Below are 16423 nucleotides of genomic sequence, written 5' to 3'. Positions count from 1 at the left end.
GAAGGAGCGCGGCACATGGCCAAGTTCTTCATCGAGCGCCCCATCTTCGCGTGGGTGATCACCATTTTCATCATCGTGATGGGGGCCATCTCCATCACGCGGCTGCCGATCGCGCAGTATCCCGCCGTCGCGCCGCCGACCATCCAGGTGTCGGTGGCCTACCCTGGCGCCAACGCCCAGACGCTGGAGGACAGCGTGCTGGCCGTCATCGAGCGCGAGATGAACGGTGCGAGCGGCCTGGCCTACGTCGAGACGACCAGCCAGGCCAACGGCACCGGCAGCATCGTGCTGAGCTTCGAGCCCGGCACCAATGCCGACCTCGCGCAGGTGGACGTGCAGAACCGGCTCTCTCGCGCCACGCCGAGGTTGCCGAGCGCCGTGACCCAGCAGGGCGTGCGCGTGGAGCAGTCGCGCTCCAACTTCCTGATGTTCGCCATGCTCACGACGGAAAGCCCCGACGTGAGCATCGAGGCGCTGAACGACTATGCGGCGCGCAACGTGGTTCCCGAACTGCAGCGCGTGGCCGGCGTGGGCACGCTCACGCAGTTCGGCTCCGAACGCGCCATGCGGATCTGGGTGGACCCGGCCAAGCTCAAGGGCTTCAACCTGTCGCTCGACCAGGTCAACGCCGCCATCCGCGCGCAGAACGCGCAGGTGTCCGCCGGTAACCTGGGCGATCTGCCGGCCGAGACGGGCCAGCCCGTGGCGGCCACCATCGTGGTGCAGGGCCAGTTGTCGTCGGCCGAAGAGTTCGGCCGCATCGTGCTGCGCGCCAACACGGACGGCTCGGCCGTCCGCCTCAGGGACGTGGCCCGCATCGAGCTGGGCTCGCAGAGCTACAACACCAGCGCGCGCCTGAACGGCAAGGACGCCGTGGGCCTGGGCGTGCAGCCCACGCCGTCCGCGAATGCCCTGGCCACGGCGAAGGCGGTGAAGGCCAAGCTGGAAGAGCTCAAGAAGTTCTTCCCGCAGGGCGTGAACTACGTGGTGCCGTACGACACCTCCAAGTTCGTGTCCGTCTCGATCGAGAAGGTGGTGCACACGCTGATCGAAGCCGTGGTGCTGGTGTTCATCGTGATGTTCCTGTTCCTGCAGAACTTCCGCTACACCATCATCCCGACCATCGTGGTGCCGGTGGCGCTGCTGGGCACCTTCGGCGTGCTGATGGCCATGGGCTTTTCGATCAACGTGCTGACCATGTTCGGCATGGTGCTGGTGATCGGGATCGTGGTGGACGATGCCATCGTGGTGGTGGAGAACGTCGAACGGATCATGGCCGAGGAAGGCCTGCCGCCGCTGCAGGCCACCCGCAAGGCCATGGGCCAGATCTCGGGCGCCGTCATCGGCGTGACCGTGGTGCTGATCTCGGTGTTCGTGCCGCTGGCGTTCTTCGCCGGCTCCACCGGCAACATCTACCGCCAGTTCGCGGCCACGATGGCCACGTCGATCGCCTTCTCGGCGTTCCTCGCTCTGTCGCTCACGCCGGCCCTGTGCGCCACGCTGCTCAAGCCGATCGATCCCGAGCACCACGCCGAGAAGAAAGGCTTCTTCGGCTGGTTCAACCGTTCGTTCAAGAACGCCACGCACGGCTATGAAAGCGGCCTGAGCAAGATGCTGCGCCGCGGCGGCCGCATGATGATCGTGTACCTCGCGCTGATCGGCGCGGTGGCGGTGGTGTTCATGCGCCTGCCGACCTCGTTCCTGCCCAACGAAGACCAGGGCTACATCATCACCAACGTGCAGCTGCCGCCCGGCGCCGCACAGTCGCGGACCAGCGAGGTGCTCAAGCAGGTCGAAGGCTACATGCTCAAGCAGCCCGAGGTCGAGAACATCGTGACCGTGGCGGGCTTCTCGTTTTCCGGCCAGGGCCAGAACGCGGGCCTGGCCTTCGTGATCCTGAAGGACTGGAGCGAGCGCTCCGGCGCCGAACACGCGGCCTCGGCCGTGGCCGGCCGCGCCTTCGGCGCCCTCTCCAGCATCCGCGATGCCTTCATCTTCGCGCTGAGCCCGCCGCCCATTCCCGAACTGGGAACAGGCACCGGCTTCAACTTCCGGTTGCAGGACCGCGCGGGCCAGGGGCACGAAGCGCTGCTGGGGGCACGCAACCAGCTGCTCGGCATGGCCGGGCAGAGCAAGGTCCTCGCGGGCGTGCGCCCCGACGGCATGGAAGATGCGCCGCAGATGCAGATCGACATCGACCGCGACAAAGCCAACGCCCTGGGCATCGGCTTCGACAGCATCAGTGCGGCGCTCTCGACCGCGCTGGGTTCGAGCTACATCAACGACTTCCCGAACAAGGGACGCCTGCAGCGCGTGGTGGTGCAAGCCGACGCCGCGGCGCGGATGCGCCCGGAATCGGTGCTGGACCTGCCGGTCGTGAACAGCCAGGGCCAGACGGTGCCGCTGTCGACCTTCGCCACCACGCGCTGGATCACGGGCGCGATGCAGACGGTGCGCTACAACGGCTACCCGTCCATCAAGATCGCGGGCGATGCCGGTCCCGGCTTCACCACCGGCGATGCGATGAACGAGATGGAGCGCCTGGCCGGCCAACTGCCGCCCGGCTTCGGCTTCGAGTGGACGGGCCAGTCCCGCGAGGAAAAGCTCGCCGGCTCCCAGGCCATGATCCTCTACGCCTTCTCGCTGCTGGCGGTGTTCCTGTGCCTGGCCGCGCTGTATGAAAGCTGGACGATTCCCGTGTCGGTGCTGCTGGTGGTGCCGCTGGGCGTGCTCGGCGTGCTGCTGGCCACGCTGATGCGCGGGCTGTCGAACGACGTGTACTTCCAGATCGGCCTGGTGACCATCATCGGCCTGTCGGCGAAGAACGCGATCCTGATCGTGGAGTTCGCCAAGGACCTGCAGGCCGAGGGCAAGAGCGCACTGGAGGCCGCCCTCGAAGCCGCCCACCTGCGTTTCCGGCCGATCATCATGACCTCGCTGGCATTCACGCTGGGCGTGGTGCCGCTGTTCATCGCCTCGGGCGCCAGCTCGGCCAGCCAGCGTGCCATCGGTACCGGCGTGATCGGCGGGATGATCACCGGCACCGTGCTGGCCGTGGTCTTCGTGCCCGTGTTCTTCGTGCTGGTGCGCACCTTCTTCAAGGGCAGCAAGCGCCAGCAGGAGCACGACGCCAAGCAGGTCCAGCACCGCCATGCCACGGAAAACCTTGAATGACGACCGATCCGCTGGAGACCCCCATGCCCCATCCATCGTCCCTGCGCGCTAGTGCGCGCATCGTACGCCCCCTGCTGAGCGTGGTGGCTGCCGCCGCCGTGCTGGCAGGCTGCAGCTTCATCCCGACCTACGAGCGGCCCGCCGCTCCGGTGCCGCAGGCGTTCCCCAACGCCGCGGCCGCCGGCGGCGCCGAAACGGCCAAGGCCGCCGCGGACATCGACTGGAAGGAATACTTCGCCGATGCACGCCTGCAGACGCTGATCGCCATCGCGCTGGAAAACAACCGCGACCTGCGTGTGGCCGCGCTCAACATCGAGCAGGCCCGCGCGCAGTTCCAGATCCAGCGCGCCGGCCAGTTCCCCACGGTGAACGCCGCCGTCAACGCGACGCGCCAGCCCGACACGACCACGCGTTCGTATGCCAACAGCTACCAGGTCGGCCTGGCGGTTTCGGCCTGGGAAATCGACTTCTTCGGGCGCATCGCCGCCTTGAAGGAGCAGGCCCTGGCGCAGTATTTCGCCACCGAGGAGGCCCGCCGGTCCACCCAACTGAGCCTGGTGTCGTCCGTCGCCACCGCCTGGTTCAACCTGCTGGCCGACGAGGAACTGCTCGACATTTCGCGCCGCACGCTGGGCACGCGCGAAGAGTCGGTCAAGCTGACGCGCCTGCGCCTGGAAAACGGCGTGAGTTCCGAGCTGGACAACAGCCAGGCGGAAGGCCTGGCGCAGGCCGCCCGCGCCACCTATGCGCAGCAGCGGCGCCAGCGCATGCAGGACGAGAACGCCCTGGCCCTGCTGCTGGGCCAGCCCCTGCCGCAGGACATCCGCGACAGCCTGGGCACCACGGTGTCGCGCCTGGCCGACGCCCCCGCCATGCCGGCGCTTCCGGCGGGCCTGCCGTCCGACCTGCTCACGCGGCGCCCCGACATCCGCCAGGCCGAACAGCAGCTCATCGCCGCCAACGCGAACATCGGCGCCGCGCGCGCGGCGTTCTTCCCGCGCATCTCGCTGACCGCCAGCGTGGGCACGGTGAGCAACGAGTTGTCGGGCCTGTTCAAGAGCGGCTCCTGGGCCTTCTCGCTGGCGCCGCAGGCGGCGCTGCCGATCTTCGATGCCGGGCGCAACCAGGCCACGCTCGAATCGGCGCGGGCCGCACGCTCCATCTCGGTGGCGCAGTACGAGAAGTCGATCCAGACCGCCTTCCGCGAAGTGTCCGACGCCCTCGCGGGCCAGGCCACCCTCGGAGAGCAGCTGGCGGCGCAGCGCGCTCAGGCGGATGCGGACGCCAAGCGCCTGCAGCTGTCGGATCTGCGCTACCGCAACGGCGTGTCCAGCTACCTCGATCTGCTGGATGCCCAGCGCTCGCTGTTCACCTCCGAGCAACTCGTGGTGCAGACGCGGCTCATCCAGCTGCAAAACCAGATCACCCTGTACAAGGTGCTGGGCGGCGGCTGGACGCCGCAGGACGAACGCGCCTCGGGCTCCTGATCCCGCGCCCCCCGCAAAGCGGCTTCGGGCACGCACGGGGGTGCGGCTTTATCCGCCAGACCGGGCACCGCGCCCTGCAAGGAAAACCGTCCTTGCAGGGCGTTTTTGTTTTCAGGGCCGCTGCGATGCGCCGGCGTGGTGCCCCCGCCCGCAAGTGCGATCCGCACAGCCGCCACCCCAATGCCTGCCGCCGGTTCTTGATGCAGCGCAAACGCCAGGAAAAGCCGGCCGTTTTCCCTAACGGCCGGCCCCGGAGAGCCTTCCTATAATCAGCGGCTGGTTTCATCAAGCCCCCGATACATAGAGGACGTCATGAGCGACACCCCCCACGAAGAAGCGCACACCGGCCCCATCAAGAATCCCAAGCAACTGCTGTTGACGGTCTTCTTTTCGTTTGTGGTCCCGATCTTCGCCATCATCGGGCTCGTGATGTACGTGACCTCGGGCACCAAGCCGGCCGATGGCGCCGCGAACCCCGAACGGGCGCTGGCGGAACGCATCCAGAAGGTGGGCATGGTGGAAGTGCGCGATGCCAACCGCCCCCTGCGCCCCGGCGAGGAAGTCTTCAAGGGCCAATGCGCCGCCTGCCATGCCACGGGCGCGGCAGGCGCCCCCAAGCTGGGTGACGCCGCGGCCTGGGGCCCGCGCATCAAGACCGGGTTCGAGGCGCTGGTGCATTCCGCCCTCGCCGGCAAGGGCGCGATGGCCCCGCAAGGCGGCGGCGATTTCAACGACACCGAGATCGCGCGCGGCGTGGCCTATATGGCCAACGCGGCCGGCGCCAAGTTCGAAGAGCCCGCCGCCCCCGCAGCCGCAGGGGCCTCCGGTGCCGCCACCGGGGCTTCCGACGCCGCTGCCGCCCCTACGGCGGCTGCAGCGCCCGCTTCCGCTGCACAGGCCACCGCGGCAGCAGCACCCGCTCCGGCCGCGGCACCCGCCACCCCCACGACGACGGCCGCCGCCGGCGCTGGCGAAGCCCTGTACAAGCAGGCATGCCAGGTCTGCCATGCCGCCGGCATCGCCGGTGCGCCCAAGTTCGGCGACAAGGCCGCCTGGGCCGAGCGCCTGAAGGACGGCATCGACGGCATGACGCGCATCGCCATCGCCGGCAAGGGTGCCATGCCGCCCCGCGGCGGCACGCAGGCGTCGGACGCGGACATCCACGCGGCGGTCGAGTTCATGGCCAACGCGGCCAAGTAAGACGAGGCACCCTCCCCCAGCAAAAAGCCGGTCATCGACCGGCTTTTTTCGTTTCGGACAGGGTGACAAGGCCCTCGCCGTCGGGATATCGCCCCGGGCCGGGGCCCGGCAACGGCTCAGACCCGGAACACCGAAGGCTGCAGCACGTAGCCATAGCGCACCGGCAGATCGGCCGCCTGCACCGGCTGCGGGTCCCACTGCCCGGCCTCGACCGCCTGCGCGGCGGTTTCCATGTCCAGCGTGTGCGCCAGCCCCAGCACGGTGCCGTCGAACAGGTACAGGCGACCGGCCTCGTCCAGCAGGCATTCGCGGGCGGTGGAGGCGCGGCCGGTGTGGGCGACCAGGGTGAAATCCGGCTCGATGCGCCAGACCACCGGGGTGATCTCCAGTTCCACATACACGCGCTGCGGGCCATTCTGGAAGAACCAGCGCCCCTGGGCGTCGGCCTCGTAGTTGCGCTGGATGAAGTCGATGAGCTTGCCGTGCGCCAGCAGCGAGCCTTTGGCCTGCGGGAACGGCCCCTGGGCCTGGGTGGCGTCGTCGCGCATGTACCAGCGGCCCCGCGCGTCGAGCCCCAGCCAGCCGTAGCAGTCGGGAACGTTGGGCCACTTGGCGATGGCCTGCTTGACGATGTCATCCATGGCGCGATGGTATCGAGGGGGTTCCGCCGGCCGCGTAGTCCGGTGCCCCGTGGGCCGCCAGCCAGGCGGCCACCTCGGCCGGCATGGCGCGCACGTGGCCCGGCAGGCGCCCCTGGGCGAAGCCGACGTGCCCGCCGTGCGCGGGCTGCCACAGCGTGACGTGGGGTCCGGCCTGCCCCGCGCGCGGCAGGCTGGATGCCGGCACGAACGGATCGTTGCGCGCATTGACGGCCAGCGACGGGATGCGGATGCGCCCCAGCAGCGGCTGGGCCGAGGCGCGGCGCCAGTAGTCGTCGGTGTCGCGAAAGCCGTGCAGCGGCGCGGTGAACACGTTGTCGAAGTCGTACAGGTCGCGCGCGGCCAGCAGGGCCTGCCGGTCGAACAGGCCCGGGTGCTGGCGCAGCTTGGCCAGCGCCTTGGGCACCATGGTGCGCAGGAACATGCGCGTGTACACCTGCCGGTTGAAGCCCCGGCCGATGGCCGCCCCGCCCGCGGCCAGGTCGAGCGGCGAGCACACGGCCGCCACCGCATCGGCGCTGCGCGAGGCGCTAGCGCCGGCCTCGGCAGCCCAGCGCAGCAGCGCATTGCCGCCCAGCGACACGCCAACCGCCAGCAGCGGCGCGCGCGGGCCGGGCGTGCCGTCGGCCCCGAGGGCGCCGTCGGCCTGCCGCTGCGCCAGCCGTGCCAGGATCCAGGCGATCTCCTCGTGGTCGCCCGAGTGGTAGGCGCGCGGCGCCAGGTTGAGCTCGCCGCTGCAGCCCCGGAAATGCGGCACGGCGTAGGCCCAGCCGCGCTCGCGCGCCACATCGGCGAAGGCCTCGGCATAGTGGCTGCGCGACGAGCCCTCCAACCCGTGGAACAGCACCAGCAGCGGCCGGCCGGGATCGGCCTGCGGCCCGGCCCCCGGGGCCGGCGCCAGGAAGTCCACGTCCACGAAATCGCCGTCCGGTGCCGTCCAGCGCTCGCGCCGATAGGCCGGCGGCGCGGCCAGCACCCGGCGCGAGGCCAGCGCCGGCCAGATGGTCTGCAGGTGGCCGCCGGGCAACCAGCGAGGCGCTACATATTTCATAGCAACATGCCCTAGTACTTATTGTGCTGGAGGGCTAAAAGGCTTGAAGCCCGTGGGCCGACAACATGGCGGGCAGCGCCTCAATGCAGCACCGGCGGAGGGTGGCCCGGCGCCTGGGCTTCGTGCACGGTGCCCGGGCTGGCGTGGTGGGCCACCAGGCGCCAGCCCTGCGGGGTCTTGTGGTAGACGTTGGTGGACTGCACGATGGCCTCGCGCACCCCGCCGTCCAGCACCACTTCGACGTGCTCGACCACGCTGTGCACCGCGCTGGCCATGGCCTGCACCCGGTGCACCTGGGCCGGCCGGGCGCGCAGGGTGCCGTGCTCGAACATGGCGCTGAAGGCGGCGCGGATGGCCGCGGCGCCCAGCAGGCGCGGGCCGCCGGGGTTGACGCAGACGATGTCGTCCTCCTCGGCCCAGCACGCCATCAGGCGTTCCAGGTTGCCCGTCTGCAGGGCTTCGTAGAAGGCGGCTTCGGTCTCGTCGGCGGAGCCGCCCAGGGTGGCGGCACGGTAGGGGGATCGGGTCATGGCGCTTCGGTGGGCTGTCATGCGGTGGCGCTATTGTCGGGGCTGGCGGGCCGCAACGCCCGGCCCGCGGCCGCCGGACCGGCCGGGCGGTCGGCCCGGCGGACTACGCGGTGCCCGATCGGGCTGGGGCAGAATGCGCGGGCGCTGCCAGCCTTTCGGCACTGTCGCCTGCACCCGGCCCAGCGCACGCGCCATGAAACGTCTTCTTGCCACCCTGGCCGCCGTCCTGGCCCTTTCGGGCTGCGGCTACAACGACTTCCAGCGCCTGGACGAGCAGTCCAAGGCCGCGTGGAGCGAGGTGCTCAACCAGTACCAGCGCCGCGCCGACCTGGTGCCCAACATCGTCGCCACCGTCAAGGGCGAGGCCGCCTTCGAGCAGGACACGCTGACCAAGGTGGTCGAGGCCCGCGCCAAGGCCACCTCCATCCAGGTGACGCCCGAGACGCTGAACAACCCCGAGGCGTTCAACAAATTCCAGGCCGCGCAGGGCGAGCTGTCCGGCGCCCTCTCGCGCCTGATGGTGGTGGCCGAGCGCTACCCCCAACTGCAGGCCAACCAGGCGTTCCGCGACCTGCGCGTGACGCTGGAGGGCACCGAAAACCGCATCACCGTGGCGCGCAACCGCTATATCCAGACGGTGCAGGAATACAACGTGCTCGCGCGCAGTTTCCCCACCAACGTCACGGCCAAGGTGTTCAGCTACGACCCGAAGCCCAGCTTCACCGTGCAGAACGAGGCGCAGATCTCCACCCCGCCGGCGGTGGACTTCTCCAAGCCGGCGTCCAAGCCCTGACGCCACCACCGGAGTGCCCGACATGGCCCTGGCGCACGTCCGCCTCGCGCTGACAGCTCTCTTTCTGATCGCCATCGGCTGCTTTGGCACGCCAGCGCAGGCGCAGCGCGCCGTGCCGGCACTGACCGCGCGCGTGATCGACCAGACGGGCACGCTCAGCGCGGCCGACCGGCAGGCGCTGGACACGCGCCTGGCCGCCATCGAAAAGTCCCATGGCTCGCAGGTCGTGGTGCTGATGGTGGCCACCACCGCGCCCGAGGAACTGGCCGCGTTCGCCAACCGGGTCGGCAACGCCTGGAAGATCGGCCGCAAGGACGTGGGCGACGGCGTGCTGGTGCTGGTGGCCAAGGACGACCGCAAGATGCGCATCGAGGTGGCCAAGGCGCTGGAAGGGGCCATCCCCGACATCGCCGCCGCGCGCATCATCGACGGCGCCATGAAGCCACGCTTTCGCGAGGGCGACTACGCGGGCGGCCTGTCCGCCGCGGTGAACCAGATCGGCGCGCGCATCGCCGGCGAATCGCTGCCCCTTCCCAGTGACACCAGTGAACGCGCGGCCCGGTCCGCGCCGGGCGTGGACTGGACCGACCTCGCCATCTTCCTGTTCTTCGGCGTGATGGTGGGCGGCCCGGTGGCGCGCGGCATTTTCGGCAACCGCCTGGGCGGCCTGCTGCTGGGCGGCGGCGTGGGCGGGCTGGCGTTTCTGTTCACCACCAGCGTGCTGCTGGCCGGCGGCGCCGGGCTGATCGCGCTGCTCTACACCTGGCTTTTCAGCGGCACCGGCCTGCCCCTGGGCGGGCGGCGCGGCGGCGGCTTCGGGCCGGCCGGAGGCGGCGGGATCGGCACGTCCACCGGGGGCTTCGGCGGCTGGAGCGGTGGCAGTGGCGGCGGCGGCAGCAGCGATGGCGGCGGCTTCAGTTCGGGCGGCGGCGGCGATTTTGGCGGCGGCGGCGCCTCGGGAGACTGGTGACCATGGCAAAGACCTCGCTGGCCCCCGCGGGCACCCCTTCGGCCCTGTCGCGCATCGCGCGGCTCGTGCGGCACCGCTGGGTGGAAGGCCGCCTGCACCAGGCGCTGCCGCCCGACGTGCTGGAGCGCATCACGCGCCGCGTGGCCGCCAGCGAGCGCCGCCACACCGGGCAGATCCGCATCTGCGCCGAAGGCGGCCTGCCCACCAGCTACCTGTGGCGCGGCGCCAGCGCCCGCGAGCGGGCCGTCACGCTGTTCGGCAAGCTGCGCGTGTGGGACACCGAGCACAACAACGGCGTGCTCATCTACCTGCTGGTGGCCGAGCAGGCCATCGAGATCGTGGCCGACCGGGGCCTGGCCCGCGCCGTGCCGCCCGAGACCTGGCGCACCCTGGTCGTGCACATGGGCGAGGCCTTTCGCGCCGGGCGCTACGAGGACGGGCTGACGCAGGCGCTGGCGGAGGTGTCCGCGCTGCTGGTGCAGCACTTTCCGGCGGATGCGCAAGCCGTCTCCAGCACGACCACGGACCCTTCGGCGGGCCGCGGGCTGCCCGATGCACCGGTGCTGAGCGGCGATGCGCTGCTGAAGGAATAGCCGCCCCCCCCGCGCCAGCCTGGCGCTTCGCGAAACGGCCCATCCGTACGCGCCGGGCGTGGTCTCGCCCGCTGTCCCGCACGAACATCGCCGGTACCGCCCGCGCTCGAATGCGGCGGGAAAGGCGACCATGGACCCCCTACGACATTCCGGCCGCATCCGGCCACGAGAACACAGCCCCGAGGCCAGCGGCGCAGCGCCCACCCGGCCCGTTCGCGCCCGAACGACCGGTCCAGCCGCAGATGCAGCCCTGCCCCTGTCGCCACGCCGCACTTCTGCCAGCGCGCCCACGGCAGGACCCTCCTTGCCGCCACGCTCGGCCATGCCGCTGCGCCCGCCGCTGCCCGCCACCGCCGTGGCCAGCCCGCGCGGGGAGGTGTCGTCAGCCCCTGGATCGCCACAGTCCGATGATGGCGCGCTGGACCTCGAAACGCCCGAGCACCTGCAGCACGCTTTGGGGGAACTGGGCATCCATGGCCCGCTGGCCTCTTCGCAGCTCTTCGATCTGGTGGCGCTGGCCGTGCAGCGCCCTGATCTGGAGGACCGTATCCAGCAAATGGCGGCGGCCCTTTCGACACGCCAGGGCGTTCGGGCCGAAATCAAAACGGGGCTGGAAGCGTTATGGCAACAGCACCGCCACAGCCACCCCGCCGCGGCGCGCGTGATCGAACTCGTCATGAACCCGGTGGGCACGTTCGTGACCACCGCCCCCTCACTGGAAGAGGGCGATGACGCATCGGACCTCGAAGCCGACCTCGATGCCTACCTCGAGACCCAGCGCGACGAAGAACTCGACGAGGGCGATGTCGAAGGCGACCTCGAACGCCTGAAAGCGCCACTGGGTCACCAGATCCGGACATGGATGGGCAGCGGCATGGCGCAGGCCGCCACCGCGGACCCCCATGCCTTCGACGACGAACCCCAGGCACCTGCCTTCGCCCGGGTGCTGGAGCGCCTGCACGACGAGGCTTACCCGGGTTTTTCGCCTGCGGCACAACAGCAACTGGCCAGCCAGGTGCGCACGACCATCCTGGCGATCGCGCGCGATCCCGATCTGCGCAGCGAGGTGTACCTGATCTCGCAGACCGCCCTCGGCGATTGCAGGGACAACCTGCTCGATGGCTTTTCCAAGGTGATGCTGGCCGTGCGCAACCGGCAGATGGTGCTGGCCGTGCGAGCGGGCAAGATCAACGAAGCGCAGTTGAACGGCCTGATGGGCCAGCAGTTCCGGCTGTCGCTGCTGGAGACCGCCACGAACCGGTTGATACACCAGATGAAGCAGCGCACCGATTTACCGCCATGGAAAGCGAAATGGCTGCAGGCAGATCCGCTGGAAACCCTGGCACATGCCAAGGCGGCGCTGAAAAGGCCCCTTCAACTGCCGCAGGACACGGCGCAGGACCTCACCAACCTCGACTTCAGCGCACTGAACCCGGACGACATCGCAGCCCTGCATTCCGAGGTCCTGGCGCAGGCGGCCGACCCGCAGGCCTACCCAGCGTTTCTGATGCACCACGAGACCTGGCGTGTGGGCATACAGGAGCTGCACCAGGCGACGTTCCAGCCATTGAAGGACGCCCGGGACAACCATCCGTTTCATCAATTGCCCTGGCCGGACGATCATGAAAGCCCCGCCGCTTTCGAATACTCGCGACAGGCCCGTGAGATCTACAGCGAGTGGGAGGCCTCGGTGAATACGCACCTTCAGGCCTTGGCGGCTCAGGCGGGCGGAGCGATGCCGCCGAACCATCCCAGACCGCCCGAGGCCGGGCCGTCGCGCAGAACCGGCCCCGGATAGCCGGCAGGACTTTCACCCACGGGCCAGGTCACTCCGGCGTGGCCCCCATGCCCGGCACCGCCCACACCCGCCCGCCGCCGGCGGCGAAAAAGCGGCGCTCCGGGCCGGTGGTCATCGTCTGGCCGCCGGTGAACTCGCCGAACGCCGGCAGCACGGTGAGTTGCGGCTCCACCGCGAAGCACGGCAGGCGCAGGGCGTCGCGCCCCCGCCCCCGCAGCACCACGGCGGGATGGACGTGGCCGGCGAGCACGTGCAGCGTGCCGTGCGCCTGCGGGTAGTGGCAGCACGCGAACGGCCCGATCGGCCAGGGCTCGTCCACGATGGCGAACCCCAGGCCGGCCGGCGGATCGCCGGCGTGGCTGTCGTGGTTGCCGCGCACCAGCACCACCTGCAGCGCCGCATGCGCGGCGCGCCATGCCGACAGGGCGGCCAGCACCGCAGGCGACTGGGCTTCGGCCGCATGCAGGAAGTCGCCCAGCACCACCAGCCGCTGCGCGCCTTGCCGGGCGATCGGGGCCGACAGCCGATCGAGGTTGTCGCGCGTGGTGCCGGAGGGCACGGGCAGCCCGCGCGCGCGGAAGGTGTCGGACTTGCCCAGGTGCACGTCGGCCACGAACAGCGTGCGGCCGGCCGGCCACCACATGGAACGGTCGGGCAGCAGGTGGACTTCGGTGCCGGCCAGGTGGCAGATGGCGGCGCCCTCGGCCGCGGGGTGGGTGTCCGTTGCGCTCATGCCTTGATGGTTCTTCACAGCCGGGGCAAGGGCCGCGAGGGCTTGCGCTCGCGGCGCCGCTTCGCGCCGCCGCCCGGTGCGGATTCGTCGGCGGCGGTCAGCGAGAAGTCGAGCGTGCGGCGCACTTCGGCCGCCGCGGACTGCAGGGGGTCGTGCGGCGCCGCCGGGGCCTCGTCGACGGCCGGCGGTTCGCTGGCCGCGGCCTTCGGAAGCCGCCGCGCGCGCAGCGGCGGGTCGGGCGGCACCACGTCCTGCATGCGGGGCGCGGCCTCGGCCGCCGGGCCGCGGGCGTCGGCGGCACTGTCCAGTTGCGCGAGCATGCGCGCGATGCGGTCGGCCAGGTGCTCGTTGGTGAGCTTTTCGCGAAAGCGCTCCACCATGAGCGGAAAGGCGAACGGGCTCGGCCGCAGCAGCGCCCGCACCACCCGCTGCTGGCCCTGCATGCGGCGCAGCGCGGCCAGCAGCTGGGCCACGTCCAGCTCCTGGCTCAGCACCTCTTCGTCGGCCTGGCGCAGCAGCATGTTGGTGGTGTCGTATTTGCGAAAGACCTCGAAGAACAGTTGCGACGACGCCTGCAGCTGGCGGGCGCTGCGGCGCTCGCCGGGGTGGCTCTGGAAGATCAGCCCCGACACGCGCGCGATCTCGCGAAAGCGCCGCCGCGCCATCTCGGTGGCGTTCAGGCTGGCCAGTACTTCGTGCAGCAGGGCCTGGCGCTCGGGGTCGCCGTGCGGCGCCTCGGGCAGGGGGTGGCCCGCGGCATCGTCGGCTTCGGCCCGGGCGGCATTGGCCGTGTTGCGGATGACCAGGGCTTCGCTGGCGGGCACGCGCAGGTCGCAAGCGTCCGCGCCGGGGGCCGGGTCCGTCGTGGGCGCGGCGAGGGCACCGGGCGCGGGGCGGGCCTGCGTGCTGAGCAGCTCGGGCAGCAGGGCCGCCCAGTCGCGCTCGGTGGCGCTGAGCAGCTCCAGGCCGTAGTCGTTGACCGCGATCGAGAAGGTGCCCGCCTCGCCCTGCGCCGCGCGCCAGGCGAACAGGCTGGCCAGGCCGGTGTGTGCATGCCGCCCGGCGAAAGGGTAGAGAAACAGGTGCCAGCCTTCGCGCGTGCGCAGGGTTTCGGCCAGCAGCGTGCCGGGCGTGGGCAGGGCCGACCAGCGCTGCTGCACCTCCAGCAGCGGGCGCACGCTTTTCAGCTCGGGCGAGCGGTAGTCGCCGTCCGCCGCCAATGCGAGTTGGCGCACCACGAAGTCGGCCAGCACGGTGGACAAGGGCATGCGCGATCCCGCCCAGCGCGGCACGGTGGGGCGGCCGCGCGCGGCGCGGCGCACGTAGGCGGTCATGTCCTCGATCTTGACCATCTCCAGCACCTGGCCCGCGAACACGAAGCAGTCGCCGGCCGACAGGCGCGAGAGAAAGCTCTCTTCCATGGTGCCCAGGCGCGCGCCGTGCAGCACCTGCACCACCATGCTGGCATCGCTCACGATGGTGCCGATGTTGGCGCGGTGGCGCCGCGCCAGGCGCGCATCGGGCATGCGCCACACGCCGCCCTCATCGGGCACCACGCGCTGGTAGTCCGGGTAGACGGCCAGCGACGGCCCGCCCCGGTGCACGAAATCCAGGCACCACTGCCACACGGCGCGCGGCAGGTCGGCATAGGCGGCCGTGCGGCGCACCTCGGCATAGAGCGCCTCGGGCTCGAAGCCGCCGCCCAGGGCGACGGTGACCAGGTGCTGCACCAGCACGTCCACGGGGCGGCGCGGGCTGGCGCGCATCTCCACCTGGCCCGCCTGCACCGCGGCGCGGGCGGCGGCGGCCTCGACCAGCTCCAGGCTGTGGGTGGGCACCAGCGTGATGCGCGACGGCCGCCCGGGCGCGTGGCCCGATCGCCCCGCGCGCTGCAGCAGCCGCGCGATGCCCTTGGCCGAGCCGATCTGCAGCACGCGCTCCACGGGCAGGAAGTCCACGCCCAGGTCCAGGCTGGAGGTGCACACCACCGCCCGCAGCCGCCCGGCCTTGAGCCCGGCCTCGACCCATTCGCGCACGCCGCGGTCCAGCGAGCCATGGTGGATGGCCAGCTCGCCCGCCCAGTCGGGCCGCGCATCGAGAATGGCCTTGTACCAGACCTCGGCCTGCGAGCGCACGTTGACGAAGACCAGCGTGGTGCGCGTGCCGGCCAGCTCGCGCACCACGGCGGGCAGCATCGACAGGCCCAGGTGGCCGGCCCACGAAAAGCGCTCGGGGTGGTCGGGCAGCAGCGTGTCCACCACCAGGCGCTTGTCCAACCGGCCCTGCACCAGCACGCCCTCTGCGGCGCCGCCGCCCTGCCGACCGGGCGGCTGGCCCAGCAGCGTGTGCATGGCTTCCTCCAGGTTGCCGAGCGTGGCCGACATGCCCCACACGCGCAGCGCCGGGTTCCAGCCCTGCAGCCGGGCGATGGCCAGCTGCACCTGCACCCCGCGCTTGTTGCCCAGCAACTCGTGCCATTCGTCGGCCACCACCAGCTGCACGGACGACAGCACCTCGCGCGCATCGCCCCGCGCCAGCAGCAGCGACAGGCTCTCGGGCGTGGTCACCAGCACCGTGGGCAGGCGCCGCGACTGCGCGCTGCGCTCGCTGCTGGCGGTATCGCCCGTGCGCGCGCCGGCCGTCCAGCGCGCCACGCCGCCGTGCACCGGCGCCAGCGCATCGAGCGGCGCCTGCAGCGCCTTGAGCGTGTCGGCCGCCAGCGCCCGCATGGGCGTGAGCCACAGGACGGTGAGCGGTGCGGCGGTGCTCTGGCGCCCCCGCAAAGGAATTGCTACTTTTTTTATAGCATCACGCCCTAGTACTCTCTGCGCTGGAGCCCGATTCGGCTCAGATCCGTCTGGATCACCGGCCAGCGCCTGCAGGGCGCCGAGCCACACCGCATAGGTCTTGCCCGCCCCGGTCGTCGCGTGCAGCAGCCCCGAGCGGCCCTCCGCCATGGCCTTCCACACCTGCTTCTGGAACGGGAACGGCTTCCAGCCCCGCTGCGCGAACCAGTCGGCCACCGCGCGCTGGACCGTGGACCGGGTCACTGCCAGCCCCCCTGCCGTGGCGAACGGCGCCGCAACGACGTGCGCGCCTCGCCGGCCCGTACCCAGCGGCGTGACAAGGGAAGCGCCATGGCTTGCGCCCCCCGCTCCGCTTGCGCTGCGCTGCGCAGCGGCTGGCGCACGAACGGCCGCACCGGACGGAACGACCGCCCCCCTCCCGGGCGCGACGCCGCGGAGCGCGCAGGCACGGTGCCCGCTCGCCGCGCGCACCGCAGGCAGCCCGCCGCAAAGCGCAGGCAAGCCGGGTGCGCCGCCTTGGCCCGGAGCGTTTTCTTGGGATGCGTCACCGCAGGGTGCGCGGGCCGCCGGCCCACCGCCCGGCCCAGGAACGCCGCGCGCTCATGGCCGTCGTCAATGCGCGGCACGG

The 16423-nt window shown here is 71.0% G+C and carries 13 protein-coding genes; 7 read left to right on the top strand and 6 right to left on the bottom strand.

Annotation, left to right across the window (positions count from 1 at the left end; translation table 11 throughout):
* The first annotated feature begins 15 nt into the window (after positions 1–15).
* The 3 genes from AVME950_RS18830 to AVME950_RS18820 all read left to right on the top strand — a co-directional run bounded on the left by AVME950_RS18830 (position 16) and on the right by AVME950_RS18820 (position 5861).
* On the top strand, positions 16–3174 hold the full coding sequence (locus AVME950_RS18830) for an efflux RND transporter permease subunit (protein ID WP_284430988.1): 3159 nt from the start codon (positions 16–18) through the stop codon (positions 3172–3174).
* 23 nt (positions 3175–3197) lie between these two features.
* Positions 3198–4661: an efflux transporter outer membrane subunit gene (locus AVME950_RS18825; RefSeq protein ID WP_284431125.1), complete on the top strand. Its 1464-nt coding sequence runs from the start codon at positions 3198–3200 to the stop codon at positions 4659–4661.
* 312 nt (positions 4662–4973) lie between these two features.
* Positions 4974–5861, top strand: coding sequence for a c-type cytochrome (locus AVME950_RS18820; RefSeq protein WP_284430987.1), 888 nt, complete (start codon positions 4974–4976; stop codon positions 5859–5861).
* 116 nt (positions 5862–5977) lie between these two features.
* Here AVME950_RS18820 and AVME950_RS18815 read toward each other — a convergent pair whose 3' ends face one another.
* From AVME950_RS18815 to AVME950_RS18805, 3 genes are all read right to left on the bottom strand, one after another.
* Positions 5978–6502, bottom strand: a complete 525-nt coding sequence (locus tag AVME950_RS18815) for a DUF2946 family protein (RefSeq protein WP_272565753.1) — start codon at positions 6500–6502, stop codon at positions 5978–5980.
* Positions 6495–7571: a YheT family hydrolase gene (locus AVME950_RS18810; protein WP_284430986.1), complete on the bottom strand. Its 1077-nt coding sequence runs from the start codon at positions 7569–7571 to the stop codon at positions 6495–6497. Before AVME950_RS18810 ends, AVME950_RS18815 begins: the two co-directional genes overlap by 8 nt.
* Before the next feature lie 80 nt (positions 7572–7651).
* Positions 7652–8101, bottom strand: a complete 450-nt coding sequence (locus tag AVME950_RS18805; RefSeq protein WP_272565757.1) for a YybH family protein — start codon at positions 8099–8101, stop codon at positions 7652–7654.
* 193 nt (positions 8102–8294) lie between these two features.
* Between AVME950_RS18805 and AVME950_RS18800 the strand changes: the two genes are divergently transcribed.
* From AVME950_RS18800 to AVME950_RS18785, 4 genes are all read left to right on the top strand, one after another.
* Complete coding sequence (locus tag AVME950_RS18800; protein WP_272565758.1) at positions 8295–8894, top strand: LemA family protein; 600 nt, start codon at positions 8295–8297, stop codon at positions 8892–8894.
* 22 nt (positions 8895–8916) lie between these two features.
* Positions 8917–9864 carry a TPM domain-containing protein gene (locus AVME950_RS18795; RefSeq protein ID WP_284430985.1) on the top strand — a complete coding sequence of 316 codons (948 nt, stop codon included), beginning with the start codon at positions 8917–8919 and terminating at the stop codon, positions 9862–9864.
* A gap of 2 nt (positions 9865–9866) precedes the next feature.
* The gene (locus AVME950_RS18790) at positions 9867–10457 is read left to right on the top strand and encodes a TPM domain-containing protein (protein WP_284430984.1); all 591 of its coding nucleotides are present in this window, start codon (positions 9867–9869) and stop codon (positions 10455–10457) included.
* A gap of 304 nt (positions 10458–10761) precedes the next feature.
* Entirely contained in the window at positions 10762–12255 is a 1494-nt protein-coding gene (locus tag AVME950_RS18785; RefSeq protein ID WP_284430983.1) for an NEL-type E3 ubiquitin ligase domain-containing protein, read from the top strand.
* 28 nt (positions 12256–12283) lie between these two features.
* Here AVME950_RS18785 and pdeM read toward each other — a convergent pair whose 3' ends face one another.
* The 3 genes from pdeM to AVME950_RS18770 are packed head-to-tail and all read right to left on the bottom strand — an operon-like array spanning position 12284 to position 16421.
* Positions 12284–12988 (bottom strand): ligase-associated DNA damage response endonuclease PdeM, encoded by a 705-nt coding sequence (gene pdeM, locus AVME950_RS18780; RefSeq protein WP_284430982.1) that lies wholly within the window; start codon positions 12986–12988, stop codon positions 12284–12286.
* A gap of 14 nt (positions 12989–13002) precedes the next feature.
* On the bottom strand, positions 13003–16038 hold the full coding sequence (locus AVME950_RS18775; protein WP_284430981.1) for a ligase-associated DNA damage response DEXH box helicase: 3036 nt from the start codon (positions 16036–16038) through the stop codon (positions 13003–13005).
* Positions 16035–16421, bottom strand: coding sequence for a hypothetical protein (locus tag AVME950_RS18770; protein WP_284430980.1), 387 nt, complete (start codon positions 16419–16421; stop codon positions 16035–16037). Before AVME950_RS18770 ends, AVME950_RS18775 begins: the two co-directional genes overlap by 4 nt.
* Between the last annotated feature and the right edge of the window lie 2 nt (positions 16422–16423).

Origin of the sequence: Acidovorax sp. SUPP950, assembly GCF_030158935.1 — a bacterium.
In the GTDB taxonomy this organism is placed as follows: domain Bacteria; phylum Pseudomonadota; class Gammaproteobacteria; order Burkholderiales; family Burkholderiaceae_C; genus Paracidovorax.
The sequence above is the reverse complement of the archived record's forward strand: the minus strand, read 5'-3'. Positions and strand labels throughout refer to the sequence as shown.

What these genes read in the sequence shown, in the direction of transcription:
- AVME950_RS18830 (WP_284430988.1), top strand. Translation starts at nt 16, where the DNA reads ATGGCCAAGTTCTTCATCGAGCGCCCCATCTTCGCGTGGGTGATCACC.
- AVME950_RS18825 (WP_284431125.1), top strand. Translation starts at nt 3,198, where the DNA reads ATGCCCCATCCATCGTCCCTGCGCGCTAGTGCGCGCATCGTACGCCCC.
- AVME950_RS18820 (WP_284430987.1), top strand. Translation starts at nt 4,974, where the DNA reads ATGAGCGACACCCCCCACGAAGAAGCGCACACCGGCCCCATCAAGAAT.
- AVME950_RS18815 (WP_272565753.1), bottom strand. Translation starts at nt 6,502, where the DNA reads ATGGATGACATCGTCAAGCAGGCCATCGCCAAGTGGCCCAACGTTCCC.
- AVME950_RS18810 (WP_284430986.1), bottom strand. Translation starts at nt 7,571, where the DNA reads ATGAAATATGTAGCGCCTCGCTGGTTGCCCGGCGGCCACCTGCAGACC.
- AVME950_RS18805 (WP_272565757.1), bottom strand. Translation starts at nt 8,101, where the DNA reads ATGACCCGATCCCCCTACCGTGCCGCCACCCTGGGCGGCTCCGCCGAC.
- AVME950_RS18800 (WP_272565758.1), top strand. Translation starts at nt 8,295, where the DNA reads ATGAAACGTCTTCTTGCCACCCTGGCCGCCGTCCTGGCCCTTTCGGGC.
- AVME950_RS18795 (WP_284430985.1), top strand. Translation starts at nt 8,917, where the DNA reads ATGGCCCTGGCGCACGTCCGCCTCGCGCTGACAGCTCTCTTTCTGATC.
- AVME950_RS18790 (WP_284430984.1), top strand. Translation starts at nt 9,867, where the DNA reads ATGGCAAAGACCTCGCTGGCCCCCGCGGGCACCCCTTCGGCCCTGTCG.
- pdeM (WP_284430982.1), bottom strand. Translation starts at nt 12,988, where the DNA reads ATGAGCGCAACGGACACCCACCCCGCGGCCGAGGGCGCCGCCATCTGC.